Raw genomic sequence first — 14,661 nt, 5'->3', positions numbered from 1 at the left:
ACATTTTTAATAAGTTTTACTTCGTTAATGAGTGTATTTACTCAAAACGAAGTAAAATTTAAAGATGTTATATTAGATGGAAAGCCTGCAAAATTAAATATAGTTACAGGGGAAATTACCCTTGTGAAATTAGAAGGTAAAGTGGTTGAGACCAAAATAGATTAGGTTAAAACAAAACCCATATTGGTTACTGATTCTAGTATTCTTAAGACGTCAAAATCTATAGATGTTGATTCTGATTTTCATATTGTAAAAGAAGGAGACAATTTATTTCAATTATCTATAAAGTATAATACGAGTTTAAGCGAATTAAAAAAAGCTAATAATTTAGAGACGACACTTATAGAAGTAGGACAAAAATTAAGAGTCCAAAATTTTGATACAGTGACTAAGGAAGAGCAATCATTAGTATGGATTGTTACGAAAGGTGACAATTTATACAGAATTGCAACAGAAAAAGGAACAACAGTAAAAGCGCTTATGCGCATTAATGGCTTAAAGAGTGATGTTATTAAAATCGGTCAAAAGTTGCAATTAAAATAGAAAATTAACACGCTCAAAAAATAAAAAAATCATATCATCGTTTTAAGATAGATTTAGTTATTTTGCAAAATCTATGATTAAGAGGATTACTACCTTATTTTTAATGCTTTCGGCTCTACCATTGTTCGCGCAATTGGGTGGGGAAGCGACTTACCAGTTTTTGAACTTAGTATCATCGCCAAGGCAAGCCGCTTTAGGTGGAAAAATAATTACCAACTTCGACCACGATGTAACCGAAGCACTTTACAATCCGGCGTCTATTAATTACAAAATGAACAATCAATTGGCTGTAAATTATTCCAACTATTTAGGAGGTATAAGTTACGGTACAGCTGCGTATGCTTACACTTGGGATAGACGATTACAAACCTTTCATTTTGGTGTAACTTATATTAACTATGGAAGTTTTGATGGTTATGATGTTAATGGGAATTCTACTGGAACTTTTAGTGGAAATGAAACAGCGATATCTGCAGGTTACAATTATAAAATTCCATATACGGATTTTTATATTGGCGCCAATGTTAAAGTGATTACATCGGCATTAGAACAATACAATTCAGTAGGTGGCGCCCTAGATTTTGGTGCGATGTATATTAACGAAAAGCTCGATTTTCATGCTGCGTTAACCGTAAGAAATATAGGGACTCAGTTTTCAACTTACGCAGGTCAAAACGAACCATTACCATTTGAAGTTAATTTTGGAATGTCGCAAACTTTAGAAAATGTGCCTTTGCGATGGCATTTAACTTTAGAGAATTTACAAAAATGGCCAATAGCAGTATCTAATCCAGCACGTGCTACAACCGATTTAGATGGTAATCAAACAGAAGAAAAAGTTGGGTTTTTAAATAAAGGATTACGACATTTAATTTTGGGTGCAGAGTTATTTCCAGAAGGTGGTTTTAATGTTAGATTAGGGTATAACTTTAGACGAGCAGAAGAATTACGAATAGAAGACCAAAGAAACTTCTCAGGACTCTCTGTAGGTGTTGGAATTAAATTAAACAAAATGCGTTTTAGTTATACGCATGCAAGATATAATGGAGCTTCAAATTCTAGCTTTTTCGGACTTCAAATAGATTTACAATAAATATGAGTAAAATAATTATCGCCATAGATGGATTTTCATCTACAGGAAAAAGTACGGTAGCTAAACAATTAGCAAAAAATCTGAACTATATCTATGTAGATACCGGGGCCATGTATAGAGCGGTGGCTTATTTTGCTTTAGAAAATAACTTAATTGGTGATGGTTTTTTTAAAGAAGATGATTTAGTAAATAGGTTAGAAGACATCCGTATTACATTTAAATTTAATGAAACAGCCGGTTTTGCTGAAGTTTATTTAAATGGAGAAAATATCGAAGCGGCAATTAGAACGCTTAAAATTTCTAAATACGTGAGTCCTGTAGCTACGTTGTCTGCAGTAAGACGAAAGTTAGTAGAGCAACAACAGCTCATGGGAAAAGACAAGGGCATTGTAATGGATGGCCGTGATATCGGAACTGTAGTTTTTCCTGAGGCTGAATTAAAAATCTTTATGACCGCTTCTGCGGAAACAAGAGCCAAACGACGTTATAAAGAGTTGACTGATCGGGGCCACGAGTTGAGCTATGAAGATGTTTTAGAAAATGTAACAACTAGAGATCATATCGATTCTACACGAGAAGATTCTCCTTTAGTAAAAGCAGCCGATGCTATTGAAATTGATAATTCAGATTTGACGATTGAAGAGCAGTTAGATACCATTGTAGGCTTGGCTGAAGCGTTGATCTCTAAATAAGAGTAGAATAATCTCTTTACCTTTATTAAGGTACATCTATATAATTAACAAAATAAGAACAACATGAAAAACAGACTTGTTTTAATAGTAATGTTAGTTACCGTGTTTGGTTGTTCTGATGACGAGTTCTCTTCTGTAAATAAAATTGTTGATGAATGGAAATTAACTGAAATACGATATTATACCCCTTCAGGAAATTCCATAATTGCTTATTCAGATGTTAATATTGTTTATGACTTTCGCAACGATGGAACCTTGGTAGTGTCAGGAGTAGAACAAGGTATTTACAACAATGGAACATACGAGTACGAGATAGAAGAAGGAGTGGTAGAAGGTATTTCTGACTTAGTTATTTTTACTGTAAAAATAGATCAAACGTATTGGGCCTATGATTTAACTAATGGTATAATGAAATTAGGATTATCTCATGTTGATGGACCTGATTTAATATTTGAGAGAAACTAAAAAAGCGACTTTATTAGGATACTAGTTGTAACCCAATAAAGTCGCTTTTAAAATTTTTAATGATCTAATTACAAATTAGGAATAATTAATTCCTGACCAGGATGAATTACATCCGGATTCTTTAAAATGTCAGTATTCGCTTGGAAGATTTTCTGATATTTACCAGGCTCTCCATAATATTGCTTAGCAATTTTTCCTAAAGTTTCACCAGAGGCAACGGTATGTCTTGCGTACACAGATTCGTCTGCCACTTTAATATCTGCCATAATATCAGTTGGGTTATCACCACCTGCTTCTTTAATCTTGTCCCAGATTAAGTTTTTATCGTATTGTGTAGCTGCAGTTCCTGTTACTTGAAGTACACCATCTTTTTCATTAACATCTCCATTTTGGATGTTTAACGTTTCACCTAAGTCTAAAACGTCTTGGTATTTAGCTCTAACCATTTTTATAATTTTTTAAAATATTAATACTCTCGTAAAGATACCAATTTATGTGCTAATTTTTAGTGTTCTAAGCCTCAAATTGATACCCTATTATTTTAGACACATATATTAATATAAAGTCACATCATTTAGTGTTTGGTATTCAGAATAATATATAGTACTTTTGCACTCCTTTTTAGCGAATTAAAGAAAGTAAGGAAAGGGATAAAACAAAACTAATAATAACTTCTGTAGATTTTTCGCAAATCTTTCAAAATGTACAGAATACAAATTTTTATTCAGCACACATGTCTGAAAAAGAAACAAACCAAGCTGAAGTTGAAGCAACTGAAGCAACTCAAGCAGTAGCTCCAGTAGTATCTGAAGCTCAAGCTAACCCAGAAAAATTCTTAAAAGAATTCGATTGGCACAATTACGAAGAAGGAATTGAGCAAGTAGCGGATACTAAATTAGAAGAATTTGAAAAATTAGTATCAGAAAATTTCGTTGACACTTTAGATGACGAAGTTGTAGAAGGTACTGTAATTACTATCACAGATCGTGATGCAATTATTGATATTAACGCAAAATCTGAAGGTGTAATTTCACTTAACGAATTTCGTTACAACCCAAACTTAGCAGTAGGTGATAAGGTTGAAGTATTAATTGATGTGCGTGAAGATGCAACTGGTCAATTAGTATTATCTCACAGAAAAGCGCGTGTAATTAAAGCATGGGAACGTGTTAATAATGCACACGATACAGGTGAAATTGTAAACGGTTTTGTAAAATGCAGAACTAAAGGTGGTATGATCGTTGACGTATTTGGTATTGAAGCATTCTTACCAGGTTCTCAAATTGATGTGAAGCCTATTAGAGATTACGATCAGTATGTAAACAAAACTATGGAGTTTAAAGTTGTGAAAATCAACCACGAATTCAAAAACATAGTAGTGTCTCATAAAGCGTTAATCGAAGCTGATATTGAAGAACAGAAGAAAGAAATCATTGGTCAACTAGAAAAAGGACAAGTATTAGAAGGTATCGTAAAAAATATTACTTCTTATGGTGTGTTTATCGATTTAGGTGGAGTAGATGGTTTAGTTCATATTACAGATTTATCTTGGTCTCGTATCAACCATCCAAATGAGATTGTTGAGTTAGATCAGAAATTAAATGTTGTAATCCTTGATTTTGATGAAAACAAATCAAGAATCCAATTAGGTCTTAAGCAATTATCTAAGCATCCTTGGGAAGCTTTAGGTGAAGGTGTAAAAGTTGGAGATAAAGTAAAAGGTAAAGTAGTAGTTATCGCTGATTACGGTGCTTTTGTTGAAGTAGAAGAAGGTGTAGAAGGCTTAGTTCACGTAAGTGAAATGTCTTGGTCAACACATTTACGTTCAGCTCAAGATTTCGTATCTGTTGGAGATGAAATCGATGCTGTTATCTTAACTTTAGATAGAGAAGACAGAAAGATGTCTCTTGGTATTAAGCAATTAACACCAGATCCATGGACTGACATCACTACTAAGTATCCTGTAGATTCTAAGCATACTGGTATTGTACGTAACTTTACAAATTTTGGTGTATTTGTTGAATTAGAAGAAGGTATCGACGGATTAATTTATATCTCAGATTTATCTTGGACTAAGAAAATTAAGCATCCATCTGAGTTCTGTAACGTAGGTGATACTTTAGATGTAGTTGTATTAGAGTTAGATGTAGATGGACGTAAATTATCTTTAGGTCATAAACAAACTACTGATAACCCTTGGGACAAGTACGAAACTGAGTTCGCTTTAGGTACAGTACATAAAGCTGCTATCACTGAAATGGTAGATAAAGGAGCAACAATTGATTTTAACGAAGATATCGTTGCCTTTGTACCAGCACGTCATTTAGAAAAAGAAGATGGTTCTAAAGTCGCTAAAGGTGAAGAAGCTGAATTCAAGATCATTGAATTTAATAAAGAATTCAAACGTGTTGTAGCATCTCATACAGCAGTATTTAGAGAAGAAGAAGCTAAAATCGTTAAGCAAGCTGTTAGAAAACAGGAAGCTCAAGCGGCAGAAGCTAAACCAACTTTAGGTGATGCAAATGATGCTTTACAAGCGCTTAAAGATAAAATGGACGGGAAGAAATAATCCCAATTCCTTTGAAAAAAGGAATCTCATTAATCTATAATTTAAAGCCTCTCGATTTTTCGAGAGGCTTTTTTTATGCTATAGATTAGTCTGCCATGCAACACACTGCCTTTGCAATAAAAAAGCATTGCCAACAAAATAATTTATCCTAACTTTGTAAGGCAACAACGTTTGGAAACTATATGAGTCAGAAAGTACTACTTAACTCTAAAGAAGTCAATATTACCCTTCACAGATTGGCTTGTCAACTCATTGAAAATCATGATGATTTTTCTGAAACCGTATTAATCGGTATTCAACCAAGAGGAAAATTTTTAGCAGATCGTTTAGCGCAAATGCTCACTAACGATTATAATATAAAAAATATTCAACTCGGTCACTTAGATATTACGTTTTTTAGAGACGATTTTAGAAGAGGAGACAAACCACTAGAAGCTAACACAACCAAAATAGATTTTATAGTCGAAGATAAAAACGTCGTCTTTATTGATGATGTTTTATATACAGGCAGAAGCATAAGATCTGCCTTAACAGCAATTCAATCTTTTGGAAGACCAAAAGACATTGAGTTACTAACATTAATAGACAGACGTTTTAGTAGACATTTACCAATTCAGCCCAATTATAGAGGACGACAAGTAGATGCTATCGATAATCAGAAAGTCATAGTGAAATGGGTTGAGAATGAAGAAGAAGATGCCGTTTACTTAGTTGATAAGTAGAAGGTTAGTTTGACATTGAAGTTGAAGTTGAAGTTGAAGTTGAAAAAGATAATTTTGACAGAAGACAGAAGACAGAAGACAGAAGACAGAAGATGAATTAGAATAAGATAAAATGAATTTCGAAGAATTAGAATCATTCAAATTTGAAAAAACGGAAGTAACAGATAGTGTTATTATAAGTTTTGGAACATTCAATGGAATTGATGAAATTCACGCTGTAGATATTAAGCTTTTTGATGAAATTCCAGAAGAAATAGGGCGACACGACGGACACATAGTAACCTTGGAAGATGATACAGAAGGTCAATTTTTTACCTATGGAAATAACGCTGAAGAACTGTTTAAAATAATGAAACCTATTTTAGATGAATTTGACTTCTTGAAAAATGCGGAAGTTTATTTAAGCTTTACAGATAATAATAAAATAGTTAGAAATTTAGAATTTAAATTAAGCGCAAGTTAACTGAACACTGATACTGAAAACTGAATACTATTAATTATGAGCGAATTAAGTGTCAATCACTTACTAGGAATTAAATATCTTACAAAAGAAGATATCGACCTTATTTTTGAAACTGCCGATCAGTTTAAAGAGGTTATTAATAGACCCATAAAAAAAGTACCATCACTTAGAGATATTACTATTGCGAATCTATTTTTTGAAAATTCAACGCGAACAAAATTATCTTTTGAGTTGGCAGAAAAACGATTGTCAGCAGATGTAATTAATTTTTCGGCTTCACAATCTTCGGTAAAAAAAGGAGAAACGCTTATCGATACCGTTAATAATATCTTATCTATGAAAGTAGATATGGTGGTTATGCGTCATCCAAATCCTGGAGCTGGTGTATTTCTTTCAAAACACGTTAACGCAAGTATTATTAATGCAGGTGATGGAGCACACGAACATCCTACACAGGCCTTATTAGATTCGTATTCAATTAGAGAGAAATTAGGGAGTGTTAAAGGCAAGAATGTTGTTATTGTTGGTGATATTTTACACAGTCGTGTAGCGCTTTCAAACATTTATGCATTACAATTACAAGGAGCTAATGTTATGGTTTGTGGACCTAAAACCTTGCTGCCAAAATATATTAAAGATTTAGGGGTTAAAGTAGAAACTAACCTCAAAAAAGCGTTGGAGTGGTGCGATGTCGCTAATATGCTACGCGTACAGAACGAGCGTATGGATATTAGTTATTTTCCTTCTACAAGAGAATATACACAACAATTTGGAGTTACTAAAGAACTATTAGACAGCTTAGATAAAGAGATTGTAATTATGCATCCTGGACCAATAAACAGAGGAGTAGAAATTACAAGTGATGTCGCAGATTCTAAACAAGCCATTATCTTAAATCAAGTAGAAAATGGAGTTGCAGTTAGGATGGCAGTAATTTATCTTTTGGCGTCTAAAATAAAACAATAAGATATGATAATAGATAGAGATGGTAACATTGCCATAATTACACAAGAAACAGCAACTGTAAAAACACTAGTTCATAATATTGAACAAGCTTACGATACATATAAAAATGATCATCTTATTGTAAATTTATCGAGTTTAGATAAAATTACATTAGAAGATATAATAGAGTTTTTACGATTAAGTAATAATCATAGAGGCGACAAAAGGAGTTTTGTTATTGTATCTGAAAAGGTGGATTTAAATCAAATGCCAGACGAAATAGTTGTCGTACCAACCATGAAAGAAGCTTTTGATATTATTGAAATGGAAGATATTGAACGCGATTTAGAATTGTAAAAATAGCGTTCGACTTAAAAGTGTTTATAACCTATATCTAACGATTAAACCGCTTATGAGCTTCACAAAAATTAATTAATGAAATTAACCATTCTCGGCTGCCATAGTGCCACACCAGGTATTAATAGCAACCCAACGGCTCAGGTATTAGAGATTAAGAACCATATGTTTTTAATTGATTGTGGAGAGGGTACGCAAGTGCAATTGCGACGAAACAAGGTTAAGTTTTCGAGGATTAAACATATTTTTATCTCACATCTTCATGGAGATCATTATTTTGGTTTGATTGGGTTAGTGAATACATTTAGTCTGTTAACTAGAGAAACAGAACTTCATATTTATGCACCAAAAGGCTTAAAGGAAGTTATATTACTTCAAATGAAGTTATCTTCGAGTTGGACAAAATATCCACTTATTTTTCATGAATTAGATGCTAATGAGTCCGAATTAATTTACGAAGATGATAAAGTTGAAGTTCATACCATTCCATTAAAACATCGTATTTACACTAATGGATTCCTGTTTAAAGAGAAAAAAAATGATCGTAAAATTGATATTAATTTAGTTACTGAAGCTAATATTGATAAAGCATATTTCAGAAAGTTAAAACAAGGATTTGATGTAGAGAATGAAGATGGAGTATTAATTAGTAACGAAAAGGTTACTAAAGATCCATTACCAACCAAAAGTTATGCTTTTTGTAGTGATACTATTTATAATGAAGACATAATACCAATTATTAAAGACTGTACTGTTTTGTATCACGAATCGACATTTTTAGATAAAAACGAATCGCTATGCATTCCCACAAAACATAGTACAGCTAAACAGGCAGCTACAATAGCTAAGAAAGCCAATGTTGAAACTTTAATCTTAGGACATTACTCTACGCGATATAATGGTTATGATGACTTTAAAACGGAAGCTAAAACCGTGTTTGAAAACACACTATTATCTAAAGATGGTAAAACGTTTAATTTTGATTAATATCAGTTTTAAACTCTTTTAAATTCATAATCCAACCTATAGCTTCCTCTATATTTTTACAACGTTTTAGGCTTTTATTAAAAAATTTCTTTTCTAAAGAAGCATTTAAGTAACTAAAATTAGAGTACGTCACAATAGCCGACGCTACAAAAGCATCATAGTCTTTATTAAAATCTACCCAAAGTTGTGGATCAAAAGAATACGAGTTAAAACGATTAGCGATATAGCCTATTTTAATGCCTTTAGAAATGAGGTTACTAAATCTAGAAATTAACTCACTGGCAATTTTATGATCAACATGTATACCTTCATTAAATTCAGATAATAAAAAATGTTCTGTTACATATACGGTGCCAAAAGAAAACGCTTCTTTTTTATAAGCTAATTGCTTAGAATATTTACAGTCTTCAAACTTCATTTATATATTTTAATCCTTAAATTTATAGTGAAAATTGCGATGTAAAAAATAATAGAAGGAGAAAAAATAAAATAAAAACGTAATGGATGCAGACTTAGGTAATTATAGAAAATCTTACGAAAAAGGTGAGTTATTATTAAATAGTGTACCAGAAAATCCGATTGAGTTGTTTAGAGATTGGTTTATAGAAGTAGATACTCATTTTAATGTGGGAGAAACGAATGCCATGACCATTTCTACTGTAGGTTTAGACAGTTATCCAAAGAGTAGAGTAGTGCTACTTAAAAAGTACACACACGAGGGGTTTATATTCTATACCAATTACAACAGTGAAAAAGGTAAAGCTATTGCAGATAATCCTAATGTGTGTTTATCTTTCTTTTGGCATGCTGCCGAGCGACAGGTTATTATTAAAGGTAAAGCCGAAAAAATTTCAGAAAATTTAAGCGATGGTTATTTTGAATCGCGACCAAGAGGTAGTCAATTAGGAGCTATTGTTTCTAATCAGAGTGAAGTGGTTGCAAATAGACAAGAATTAGAAGGTAAACTGCAAGATCTTGAAGCTGAATTTGAAGGTAAGGATATAGAACGCCCTAAAAATTGGGGAGGATTTATAATTAAACCCGTAGAGCTAGAATTTTGGCAAGGTAGACCCAATAGGCTTCACGATAGAATCCGTTACCAACTTCAAGAGGATTATAATTGGAAAATTGAGCGTTTGGCACCGTAGTCTATAGATGGACGTTATAATAATTGTAACAATTTAATTTAACGCTACAGATTAGGTAAGTCAATATGTTTGAATATCGATGAAATACAATTATCAGATGTTGAAAAACATGTTTTTTGTGTTCGAAAACGTATTTCATCGATGATTTACATTAAATTTCGATTAACGGCGTGTTGTTTGTCGATTTTAACATTTTCTTAACAGTTTAACTTAGCTGTGTGGTTAATTTAGCAGTCCCAAACCTAAATAACCTACATTATGAAAGCAGCTAAACTCTTGCCACTTTTGGCTATTGTTGCCCTTTTTACTTTTACGTCTTGTGCCAAAGACAACACAGAAGAAGAAGCCCTAAATTCAATTGAAGTTCCTGTTGCACCTCAAGCTAAATCCATAGAGATTGAAATTATGGAGCTTATTAATGCATATCGCATTAACGAAGGATTAAATGCTCTTAATAATCATAATACGGTTAAAGCTGTGGCCTCTACACATACCGAGTATATGATTGAGGTTAATAACGTATCTCATGATAATTTCTTCCTAAGAAAACAAAGTTTACAGGCTAATGCAAATGCTAATATCGTTACTGAAAATGTTGGTTATGGTTTTAGTTCTGCAGAATCTGTTGTTAATGCTTGGATAGCTAGTCCTAGTCATAGAGATAATATTGAAGGTGATTATACCGATTTTGATGTCTCAGCAGAACAGAATAGTGCAGGGAAGTGGTATTTTACTAATATTTTTATTAAGCGCTAGTTTGCTTTTAGTGCAGACAGTTCTCACTGTTTTTCGAACACAACTTTAGTTTTTATAAAAGGAATTGCATAATATTTCTTTTTAAAAACAGATTTCCGAGAGTGCTTAGACCAGTTATTGGAACGAAAACGCGTAAACTTTAATTGTTTTTTACCATGAGTATGCAGAATACTGGGCGTTGTTAAGTACATTGAATTGGTGATTTCAATATGGTCTGGCTTTATAGTTTCTATACCAACAAAAATTCCTTTTATACCGAATGGAATAGCTTTATCTTCTAAATCTATTTTATAATTCTTAGTGTCTTTTTCGGGCTTAATAATGATGCTTTCATAATATATGAGCTCTTCCGAAAAACCAAAATCATGTACATTATAAAAAACTAAGCGATAATACGTTTCATAGAGGTCTCTACTTGAATCTCTAAATTTCAATTCTACTGCAATCAATTTACCGTTTTTTTGCTTTGGGTTTTCTATTAACGTGGCTATTTCATAACCAAAAGGTATAGATGTAGGAAATACTTGTTTTCTCTTACTCGTAGAAAGATTGGTCTTGTGCTTATTATATTGTTTCGTTTTACTTAAAACTAGAACGTCATTCAGGGTTTCTACTTTTGGTAATAATTGAATGTTTAACACATAATCATTTGACTGTTATAGCCAGTTAATGCTATGCCTTGTTTATAAGCACCAATCAATGATACTATCAAGGGATCTCTTTAATTAATTTTAGAACTATCTAAATTAAGAGTCCCACCTATATTAGTTTAAACTCCGATCATGTATTCTTAATAACTAAGTTAGCATAAGCTAATTTATCATTACTTAGGCTGCCTGTAACGCACCCTTTTATCGTTTGTGAGTAAATTGATAGGCTTGATATTACTGTAAATAGGAGTGCCGCAATTTTCATTTAGTATATTTTAATTTCATGCCAAAATTACTTTCTTTAAATACTTTTCTATTAAAATGGTATGATTTTTTTAGACATAAAAAAAGAGCAAACTTATAAAGCTTGCTCTTTTTAATTTTTAAGAAAGTGATATTTACTTCTTGTCTCTATCTATGATGTAGAAGTACGAACGTCTATTTAACTGATGTTCTTCTGCTGTACATTTAGAATTATTTCCGCAATCATTTAAAAGTTGTGTTTCACCATAACCAATTGCACTTTCTATTCTTTCAGGACCGATATCTCTAGATAAAAGGTAGTCTCTAGTAGATTTTGCACGACGATCAGATAACTTTAAGTTATAATTATCGCGACCTCTACTATCTGTATGAGATTCGATTTTAATAATCATTTCAGGATGCTTACGTAATACATCAACTATATTTTCTAATTCATATTCAGCATCTGTTCTGATGTTAGATTTATCAAAATCAAAGAATATTGGATTAATAACAATCTGATTGTCCATAATTAAAGGTCTCAAGGATAAATCTAATTCATTTACTTTTTCATTCTCATTAGTCGTTGTAACAGTCCCTTTATCATCTACGTAATCTGTTTTAGATCCTAGTATGGTGTATGTTTTTCCACATTCAACATCAAAAGTATACGATCCATCATCGGCAGTAATAACCTCTTCTAATATTTTACCGGTTTCGTCAATAAGTTGCACTGTAACACCGCTTAAAATAATATCTGTTCTCTTTTCTCTAGCGATACCTGTAATTTGCTGACGACACTCTGTTACTGAGTAACTATAGATATCATCACTTCCTTTACCTCCTGGTCTGTTTGAAGAGAAATAACCTTTTTGAGTTTCACTGTTAATGAAATAAGCAAAATCATCGTAACCACTATTAAATGGGGCACCAATATTAACCGGAGCTTTTGTAGCGTCTCCTTTCAATATGTTAGATTGAAAAATATCCAAAAGACCTAAGTTTAAATGACCATCTGAAGAAAAGTAGAACGTATTATCATCGCTAATAAATGGGAACATTTCTCTACCTTCAGTATTAATATCATCACCTAAATTTTGAGGCTCACCATAAGTGCCATCTTCATTTATGACTACTGAATAGATATCCGTTTGTCCTAAACCACCGTCTCTATCAGATACAAAGTATAAAGTTTTGTTATCTGGACTTAATGCAGGGTGACCAGTTGAATATAAATCATCATTAAATGGTAATTCTTCAACATCTGACCATTGCTCGTCTACTAAAGTAGCTTTGTAAATTTTAAGATGTGTTGTACCTTCCTTATCGTATTTTAATCTATTACGCTTGGTTGTGTTATCTCTAGTAAAATACATTGTGTTTCCATCATTAGTAATGGCAACAGAAGCCTCATGATAATCTGTGTTTATACCATCGGCGTTGACTTCAGAAGAAGCACCATAAGATTCAGAACCATCATCTTCAGTGGTAACGTCTAATTGAAATATATCTAAAAATGGCTCTTTGTTCCAATTGTACACTTTACTATCACTACTACTTGAAGAAGCGAAATAAAGCGTATTGTTAAACATGTAAGATCCAAAATCAGAGTTCTCAGTATTGAAAGGTAAATTTTCAATCTGAACAATTAGATCATCGTTCTTAGAATTTAGCTTATCAAAAATATCGACTTCATCAGGATTGTACCCTTTAAGTCTGCTATCTCCATGTTGAGCATCACTAAGTTTTTTAAACCACACATCGGCTTCTTTATAATTACCGATACTTCTTAGAGATTGAATATATTTATAAATATACTCAGCATCAATGTCTTTATGTTCAGTTAAGGCTTTCTCATACCAATAAGCTGCTTTTTTAGAGTCAGAATTATTGTAATAAGCATCACCTAGTCTTGTTAATACGTGGGCGCTATTTGTTCCTTTTTCAACAGCTTTTTCGTACAATTCAATGGCTTTTACATAGCCATAATTCTCAAAAAACTTATCTGCTAATTTTGTTTGGGCAAAAGAGAATGCACTACTAAAAACTATAACGAACGCTAATATTTTGGTCTTCATAATGGGATCTTTTTAGAAATATCTAGGCGATTTAATACGTTTACTTTTAAAGACTTCAAACATCAATAATACTTCGTGTGTACCACTAGTGTAAGGTCTTATATCTGAAATTGGATATTCGTAAGCATAACCAATTCTCAGTTGTTTTGAGACTTGGAAATCTGCTATACCACCAATAGCTGCTGCATTTTCGTTAACTCTATACGCACCTCCTAACCAGACTTTATCATGGAATAAGAAGTTTGCAGAGATATCAAAAGATAATGGAGCACCATTTGTAGCCTTTAACAAAGCTGATGGTTTTAATTTGGTGTTTTCACTTAAATCAAAAACATAGCCACCAGTCGCATAATAACTAATACGTTCTAGAGCGACATAATCAACAGAACCACTACCACCGTTATTATAATCGGTGTTTAATATTCTTGGAGCAGATAGTCCAAGATACCAACGCGATGAATGTAAATATAAACCAGCACCAAAGTTTGGACTCCAACGGTTAGAAACATCATTAAAAAACTGATCGCTTACTACAGAAGGATCATTTAATAACTCTTCATCTAAGCTATAATGAGTAAGACCACCTTTAATACCAAATGCTAATTTTACAGTTTCACTAGCCTTAATTGTATAAGAATAATCGGCATAGAGGTATGAGAAATTTTCATAACCTAACTTGTCATTGATAAAGGAAACTCCTAAACCCATGTTTTCGTTACGTAATGGCGCATGTACCGATAGGGTTTGTGTTTCTGGTCCACCATCTAAACCAACCCATTGACTTCTATGTAAACCTACGACACTAAGTGTTTCTCTACTTCCTGCATAGGCAGGATTAATAGAAATAGTGTTAAACATATACTGCGTAAATTGAGGTAACTGTTGAGCAAAAGCTGTAGAAACACTCAAAAATAGTATCGCAATACTTATAATTTTTGATAACTTCATTG

The 14,661-nt window shown here is 32.6% G+C and carries 18 protein-coding genes; 13 read left to right on the top strand and 5 right to left on the bottom strand.

Annotation, left to right across the window (positions count from 1 at the left end; translation table 11 throughout):
• The first annotated feature begins 27 nt into the window (after positions 1–27).
• The 5 genes from HM984_RS09670 (at position 28) to HM984_RS09650 (ending at position 2,793) form a co-directional block, all read left to right on the top strand.
• Positions 28–165, top strand: coding sequence for a hypothetical protein (locus tag HM984_RS09670; RefSeq protein WP_179349019.1), 138 nt, complete (start codon positions 28–30; stop codon positions 163–165).
• Between the two features lie 18 nt (positions 166–183).
• Positions 184–543 carry a LysM peptidoglycan-binding domain-containing protein gene (locus tag HM984_RS09665; RefSeq protein ID WP_179349018.1) on the top strand — a complete coding sequence of 120 codons (360 nt, stop codon included), beginning with the start codon at positions 184–186 and terminating at the stop codon, positions 541–543.
• Between the two features lie 73 nt (positions 544–616).
• The gene (gene porQ / locus HM984_RS09660; RefSeq protein WP_147298322.1) at positions 617–1,636 is read left to right on the top strand and encodes a type IX secretion system protein PorQ; all 1,020 of its coding nucleotides are present in this window, start codon (positions 617–619) and stop codon (positions 1,634–1,636) included.
• A 2-nt stretch (positions 1,637–1,638) separates the two neighbouring features.
• A complete protein-coding gene (cmk, locus tag HM984_RS09655) occupies positions 1,639–2,328 on the top strand; it encodes a (d)CMP kinase (RefSeq protein WP_179349017.1) in 690 nt (229 codons plus the stop codon).
• A gap of 63 nt (positions 2,329–2,391) precedes the next feature.
• Positions 2,392–2,793 (top strand): hypothetical protein, encoded by a 402-nt coding sequence (locus tag HM984_RS09650; RefSeq protein ID WP_179349016.1) that lies wholly within the window; start codon positions 2,392–2,394, stop codon positions 2,791–2,793.
• Between the two features lie 68 nt (positions 2,794–2,861).
• Here HM984_RS09650 and HM984_RS09645 read toward each other — a convergent pair whose 3' ends face one another.
• Positions 2,862–3,239 carry a LysM peptidoglycan-binding domain-containing protein gene (locus tag HM984_RS09645; protein WP_115808551.1) on the bottom strand — a complete coding sequence of 126 codons (378 nt, stop codon included), beginning with the start codon at positions 3,237–3,239 and terminating at the stop codon, positions 2,862–2,864.
• Positions 3,240–3,526: 287 nt separating this feature from the next.
• Between HM984_RS09645 and rpsA the strand changes: the two genes are divergently transcribed.
• The 6 genes from rpsA (at position 3,527) to HM984_RS09615 (ending at position 8,836) form a co-directional block, all read left to right on the top strand.
• Positions 3,527–5,362, top strand: a complete 1,836-nt coding sequence (gene rpsA, locus HM984_RS09640; protein ID WP_115808552.1) for a 30S ribosomal protein S1 — start codon at positions 3,527–3,529, stop codon at positions 5,360–5,362.
• Positions 5,363–5,544: 182 nt separating this feature from the next.
• On the top strand, positions 5,545–6,084 hold the full coding sequence (pyrR, locus tag HM984_RS09635) for a bifunctional pyr operon transcriptional regulator/uracil phosphoribosyltransferase PyrR (protein ID WP_179349015.1): 540 nt from the start codon (positions 5,545–5,547) through the stop codon (positions 6,082–6,084).
• A 112-nt stretch (positions 6,085–6,196) separates the two neighbouring features.
• Positions 6,197–6,547, top strand: a complete 351-nt coding sequence (locus HM984_RS09630; protein ID WP_179349014.1) for a hypothetical protein — start codon at positions 6,197–6,199, stop codon at positions 6,545–6,547.
• A gap of 36 nt (positions 6,548–6,583) precedes the next feature.
• Complete coding sequence (locus tag HM984_RS09625; protein WP_115808555.1) at positions 6,584–7,513, top strand: aspartate carbamoyltransferase catalytic subunit; 930 nt, start codon at positions 6,584–6,586, stop codon at positions 7,511–7,513.
• A gap of 3 nt (positions 7,514–7,516) precedes the next feature.
• Positions 7,517–7,849 (top strand): ribonuclease Z, encoded by a 333-nt coding sequence (locus HM984_RS09620; RefSeq protein WP_179349013.1) that lies wholly within the window; start codon positions 7,517–7,519, stop codon positions 7,847–7,849.
• Between the two features lie 78 nt (positions 7,850–7,927).
• Positions 7,928–8,836 carry a ribonuclease Z gene (locus HM984_RS09615; protein ID WP_179349012.1) on the top strand — a complete coding sequence of 303 codons (909 nt, stop codon included), beginning with the start codon at positions 7,928–7,930 and terminating at the stop codon, positions 8,834–8,836.
• Here HM984_RS09615 and HM984_RS09610 read toward each other — a convergent pair.
• A complete protein-coding gene (locus tag HM984_RS09610) occupies positions 8,823–9,254 on the bottom strand; it encodes a hypothetical protein (RefSeq protein ID WP_179349011.1) in 432 nt (143 codons plus the stop codon). The genes HM984_RS09615 and HM984_RS09610 overlap by 14 nt on opposite strands.
• An 82-nt stretch (positions 9,255–9,336) precedes the next feature.
• Here HM984_RS09610 and pdxH point away from each other — a divergent pair, with 82 nt between their 5' ends.
• Complete coding sequence (gene pdxH / locus HM984_RS09605) at positions 9,337–9,984, top strand: pyridoxamine 5'-phosphate oxidase (protein WP_179349010.1); 648 nt, start codon at positions 9,337–9,339, stop codon at positions 9,982–9,984.
• Between the two features lie 258 nt (positions 9,985–10,242).
• Positions 10,243–10,740 carry a CAP domain-containing protein gene (locus tag HM984_RS09600; protein ID WP_115808560.1) on the top strand — a complete coding sequence of 166 codons (498 nt, stop codon included), beginning with the start codon at positions 10,243–10,245 and terminating at the stop codon, positions 10,738–10,740.
• A gap of 23 nt (positions 10,741–10,763) precedes the next feature.
• On the opposite strand, the gene HM984_RS09595 is transcribed toward HM984_RS09600, so the two are convergent.
• From HM984_RS09595 to HM984_RS09585, 3 genes are all read right to left on the bottom strand, one after another.
• Positions 10,764–11,381 (bottom strand): hypothetical protein, encoded by a 618-nt coding sequence (locus HM984_RS09595; protein WP_179349009.1) that lies wholly within the window; start codon positions 11,379–11,381, stop codon positions 10,764–10,766.
• Positions 11,382–11,788: 407 nt separating this feature from the next.
• On the bottom strand, positions 11,789–13,711 hold the full coding sequence (locus tag HM984_RS09590) for an OmpA family protein (protein ID WP_179349008.1): 1,923 nt from the start codon (positions 13,709–13,711) through the stop codon (positions 11,789–11,791).
• 12 nt (positions 13,712–13,723) lie between these two features.
• Positions 13,724–14,659, bottom strand: a complete 936-nt coding sequence (locus tag HM984_RS09585; protein ID WP_115808563.1) for a PorP/SprF family type IX secretion system membrane protein — start codon at positions 14,657–14,659, stop codon at positions 13,724–13,726.
• Positions 14,660–14,661: the final 2 nt, after the last annotated feature.

The organism is Winogradskyella pacifica (genome assembly GCF_013403915.1).
Classification (GTDB): domain Bacteria; phylum Bacteroidota; class Bacteroidia; order Flavobacteriales; family Flavobacteriaceae; genus Winogradskyella; species Winogradskyella pacifica.
Note: the sequence above shows the minus strand (reverse complement) of the source record. Positions and strands in the feature narration are given on the sequence as shown.

Bases quoted from the DNA above. Each gene is read 5' to 3' on its own strand.
- HM984_RS09670 (WP_179349019.1), top strand. From the start codon at position 28: ATGAGTGTATTTACTCAAAACGAAGTAAAATTTAAAGATGTTATATTA.
- porQ (WP_147298322.1), top strand. From the start codon at position 617: ATGATTAAGAGGATTACTACCTTATTTTTAATGCTTTCGGCTCTACCA.
- cmk (WP_179349017.1), top strand. From the start codon at position 1,639: ATGAGTAAAATAATTATCGCCATAGATGGATTTTCATCTACAGGAAAA.
- HM984_RS09650 (WP_179349016.1), top strand. From the start codon at position 2,392: ATGAAAAACAGACTTGTTTTAATAGTAATGTTAGTTACCGTGTTTGGT.
- HM984_RS09645 (WP_115808551.1), bottom strand. From the start codon at position 3,239: ATGGTTAGAGCTAAATACCAAGACGTTTTAGACTTAGGTGAAACGTTA.
- rpsA (WP_115808552.1), top strand. From the start codon at position 3,527: ATGTCTGAAAAAGAAACAAACCAAGCTGAAGTTGAAGCAACTGAAGCA.
- pyrR (WP_179349015.1), top strand. From the start codon at position 5,545: ATGAGTCAGAAAGTACTACTTAACTCTAAAGAAGTCAATATTACCCTT.
- HM984_RS09630 (WP_179349014.1), top strand. From the start codon at position 6,197: ATGAATTTCGAAGAATTAGAATCATTCAAATTTGAAAAAACGGAAGTA.
- HM984_RS09625 (WP_115808555.1), top strand. From the start codon at position 6,584: ATGAGCGAATTAAGTGTCAATCACTTACTAGGAATTAAATATCTTACA.
- HM984_RS09620 (WP_179349013.1), top strand. From the start codon at position 7,517: ATGATAATAGATAGAGATGGTAACATTGCCATAATTACACAAGAAACA.
- HM984_RS09615 (WP_179349012.1), top strand. From the start codon at position 7,928: ATGAAATTAACCATTCTCGGCTGCCATAGTGCCACACCAGGTATTAAT.
- HM984_RS09610 (WP_179349011.1), bottom strand. From the start codon at position 9,254: ATGAAGTTTGAAGACTGTAAATATTCTAAGCAATTAGCTTATAAAAAA.
- pdxH (WP_179349010.1), top strand. From the start codon at position 9,337: ATGGATGCAGACTTAGGTAATTATAGAAAATCTTACGAAAAAGGTGAG.
- HM984_RS09600 (WP_115808560.1), top strand. From the start codon at position 10,243: ATGAAAGCAGCTAAACTCTTGCCACTTTTGGCTATTGTTGCCCTTTTT.
- HM984_RS09590 (WP_179349008.1), bottom strand. From the start codon at position 13,711: ATGAAGACCAAAATATTAGCGTTCGTTATAGTTTTTAGTAGTGCATTC.
- HM984_RS09585 (WP_115808563.1), bottom strand. From the start codon at position 14,659: ATGAAGTTATCAAAAATTATAAGTATTGCGATACTATTTTTGAGTGTT.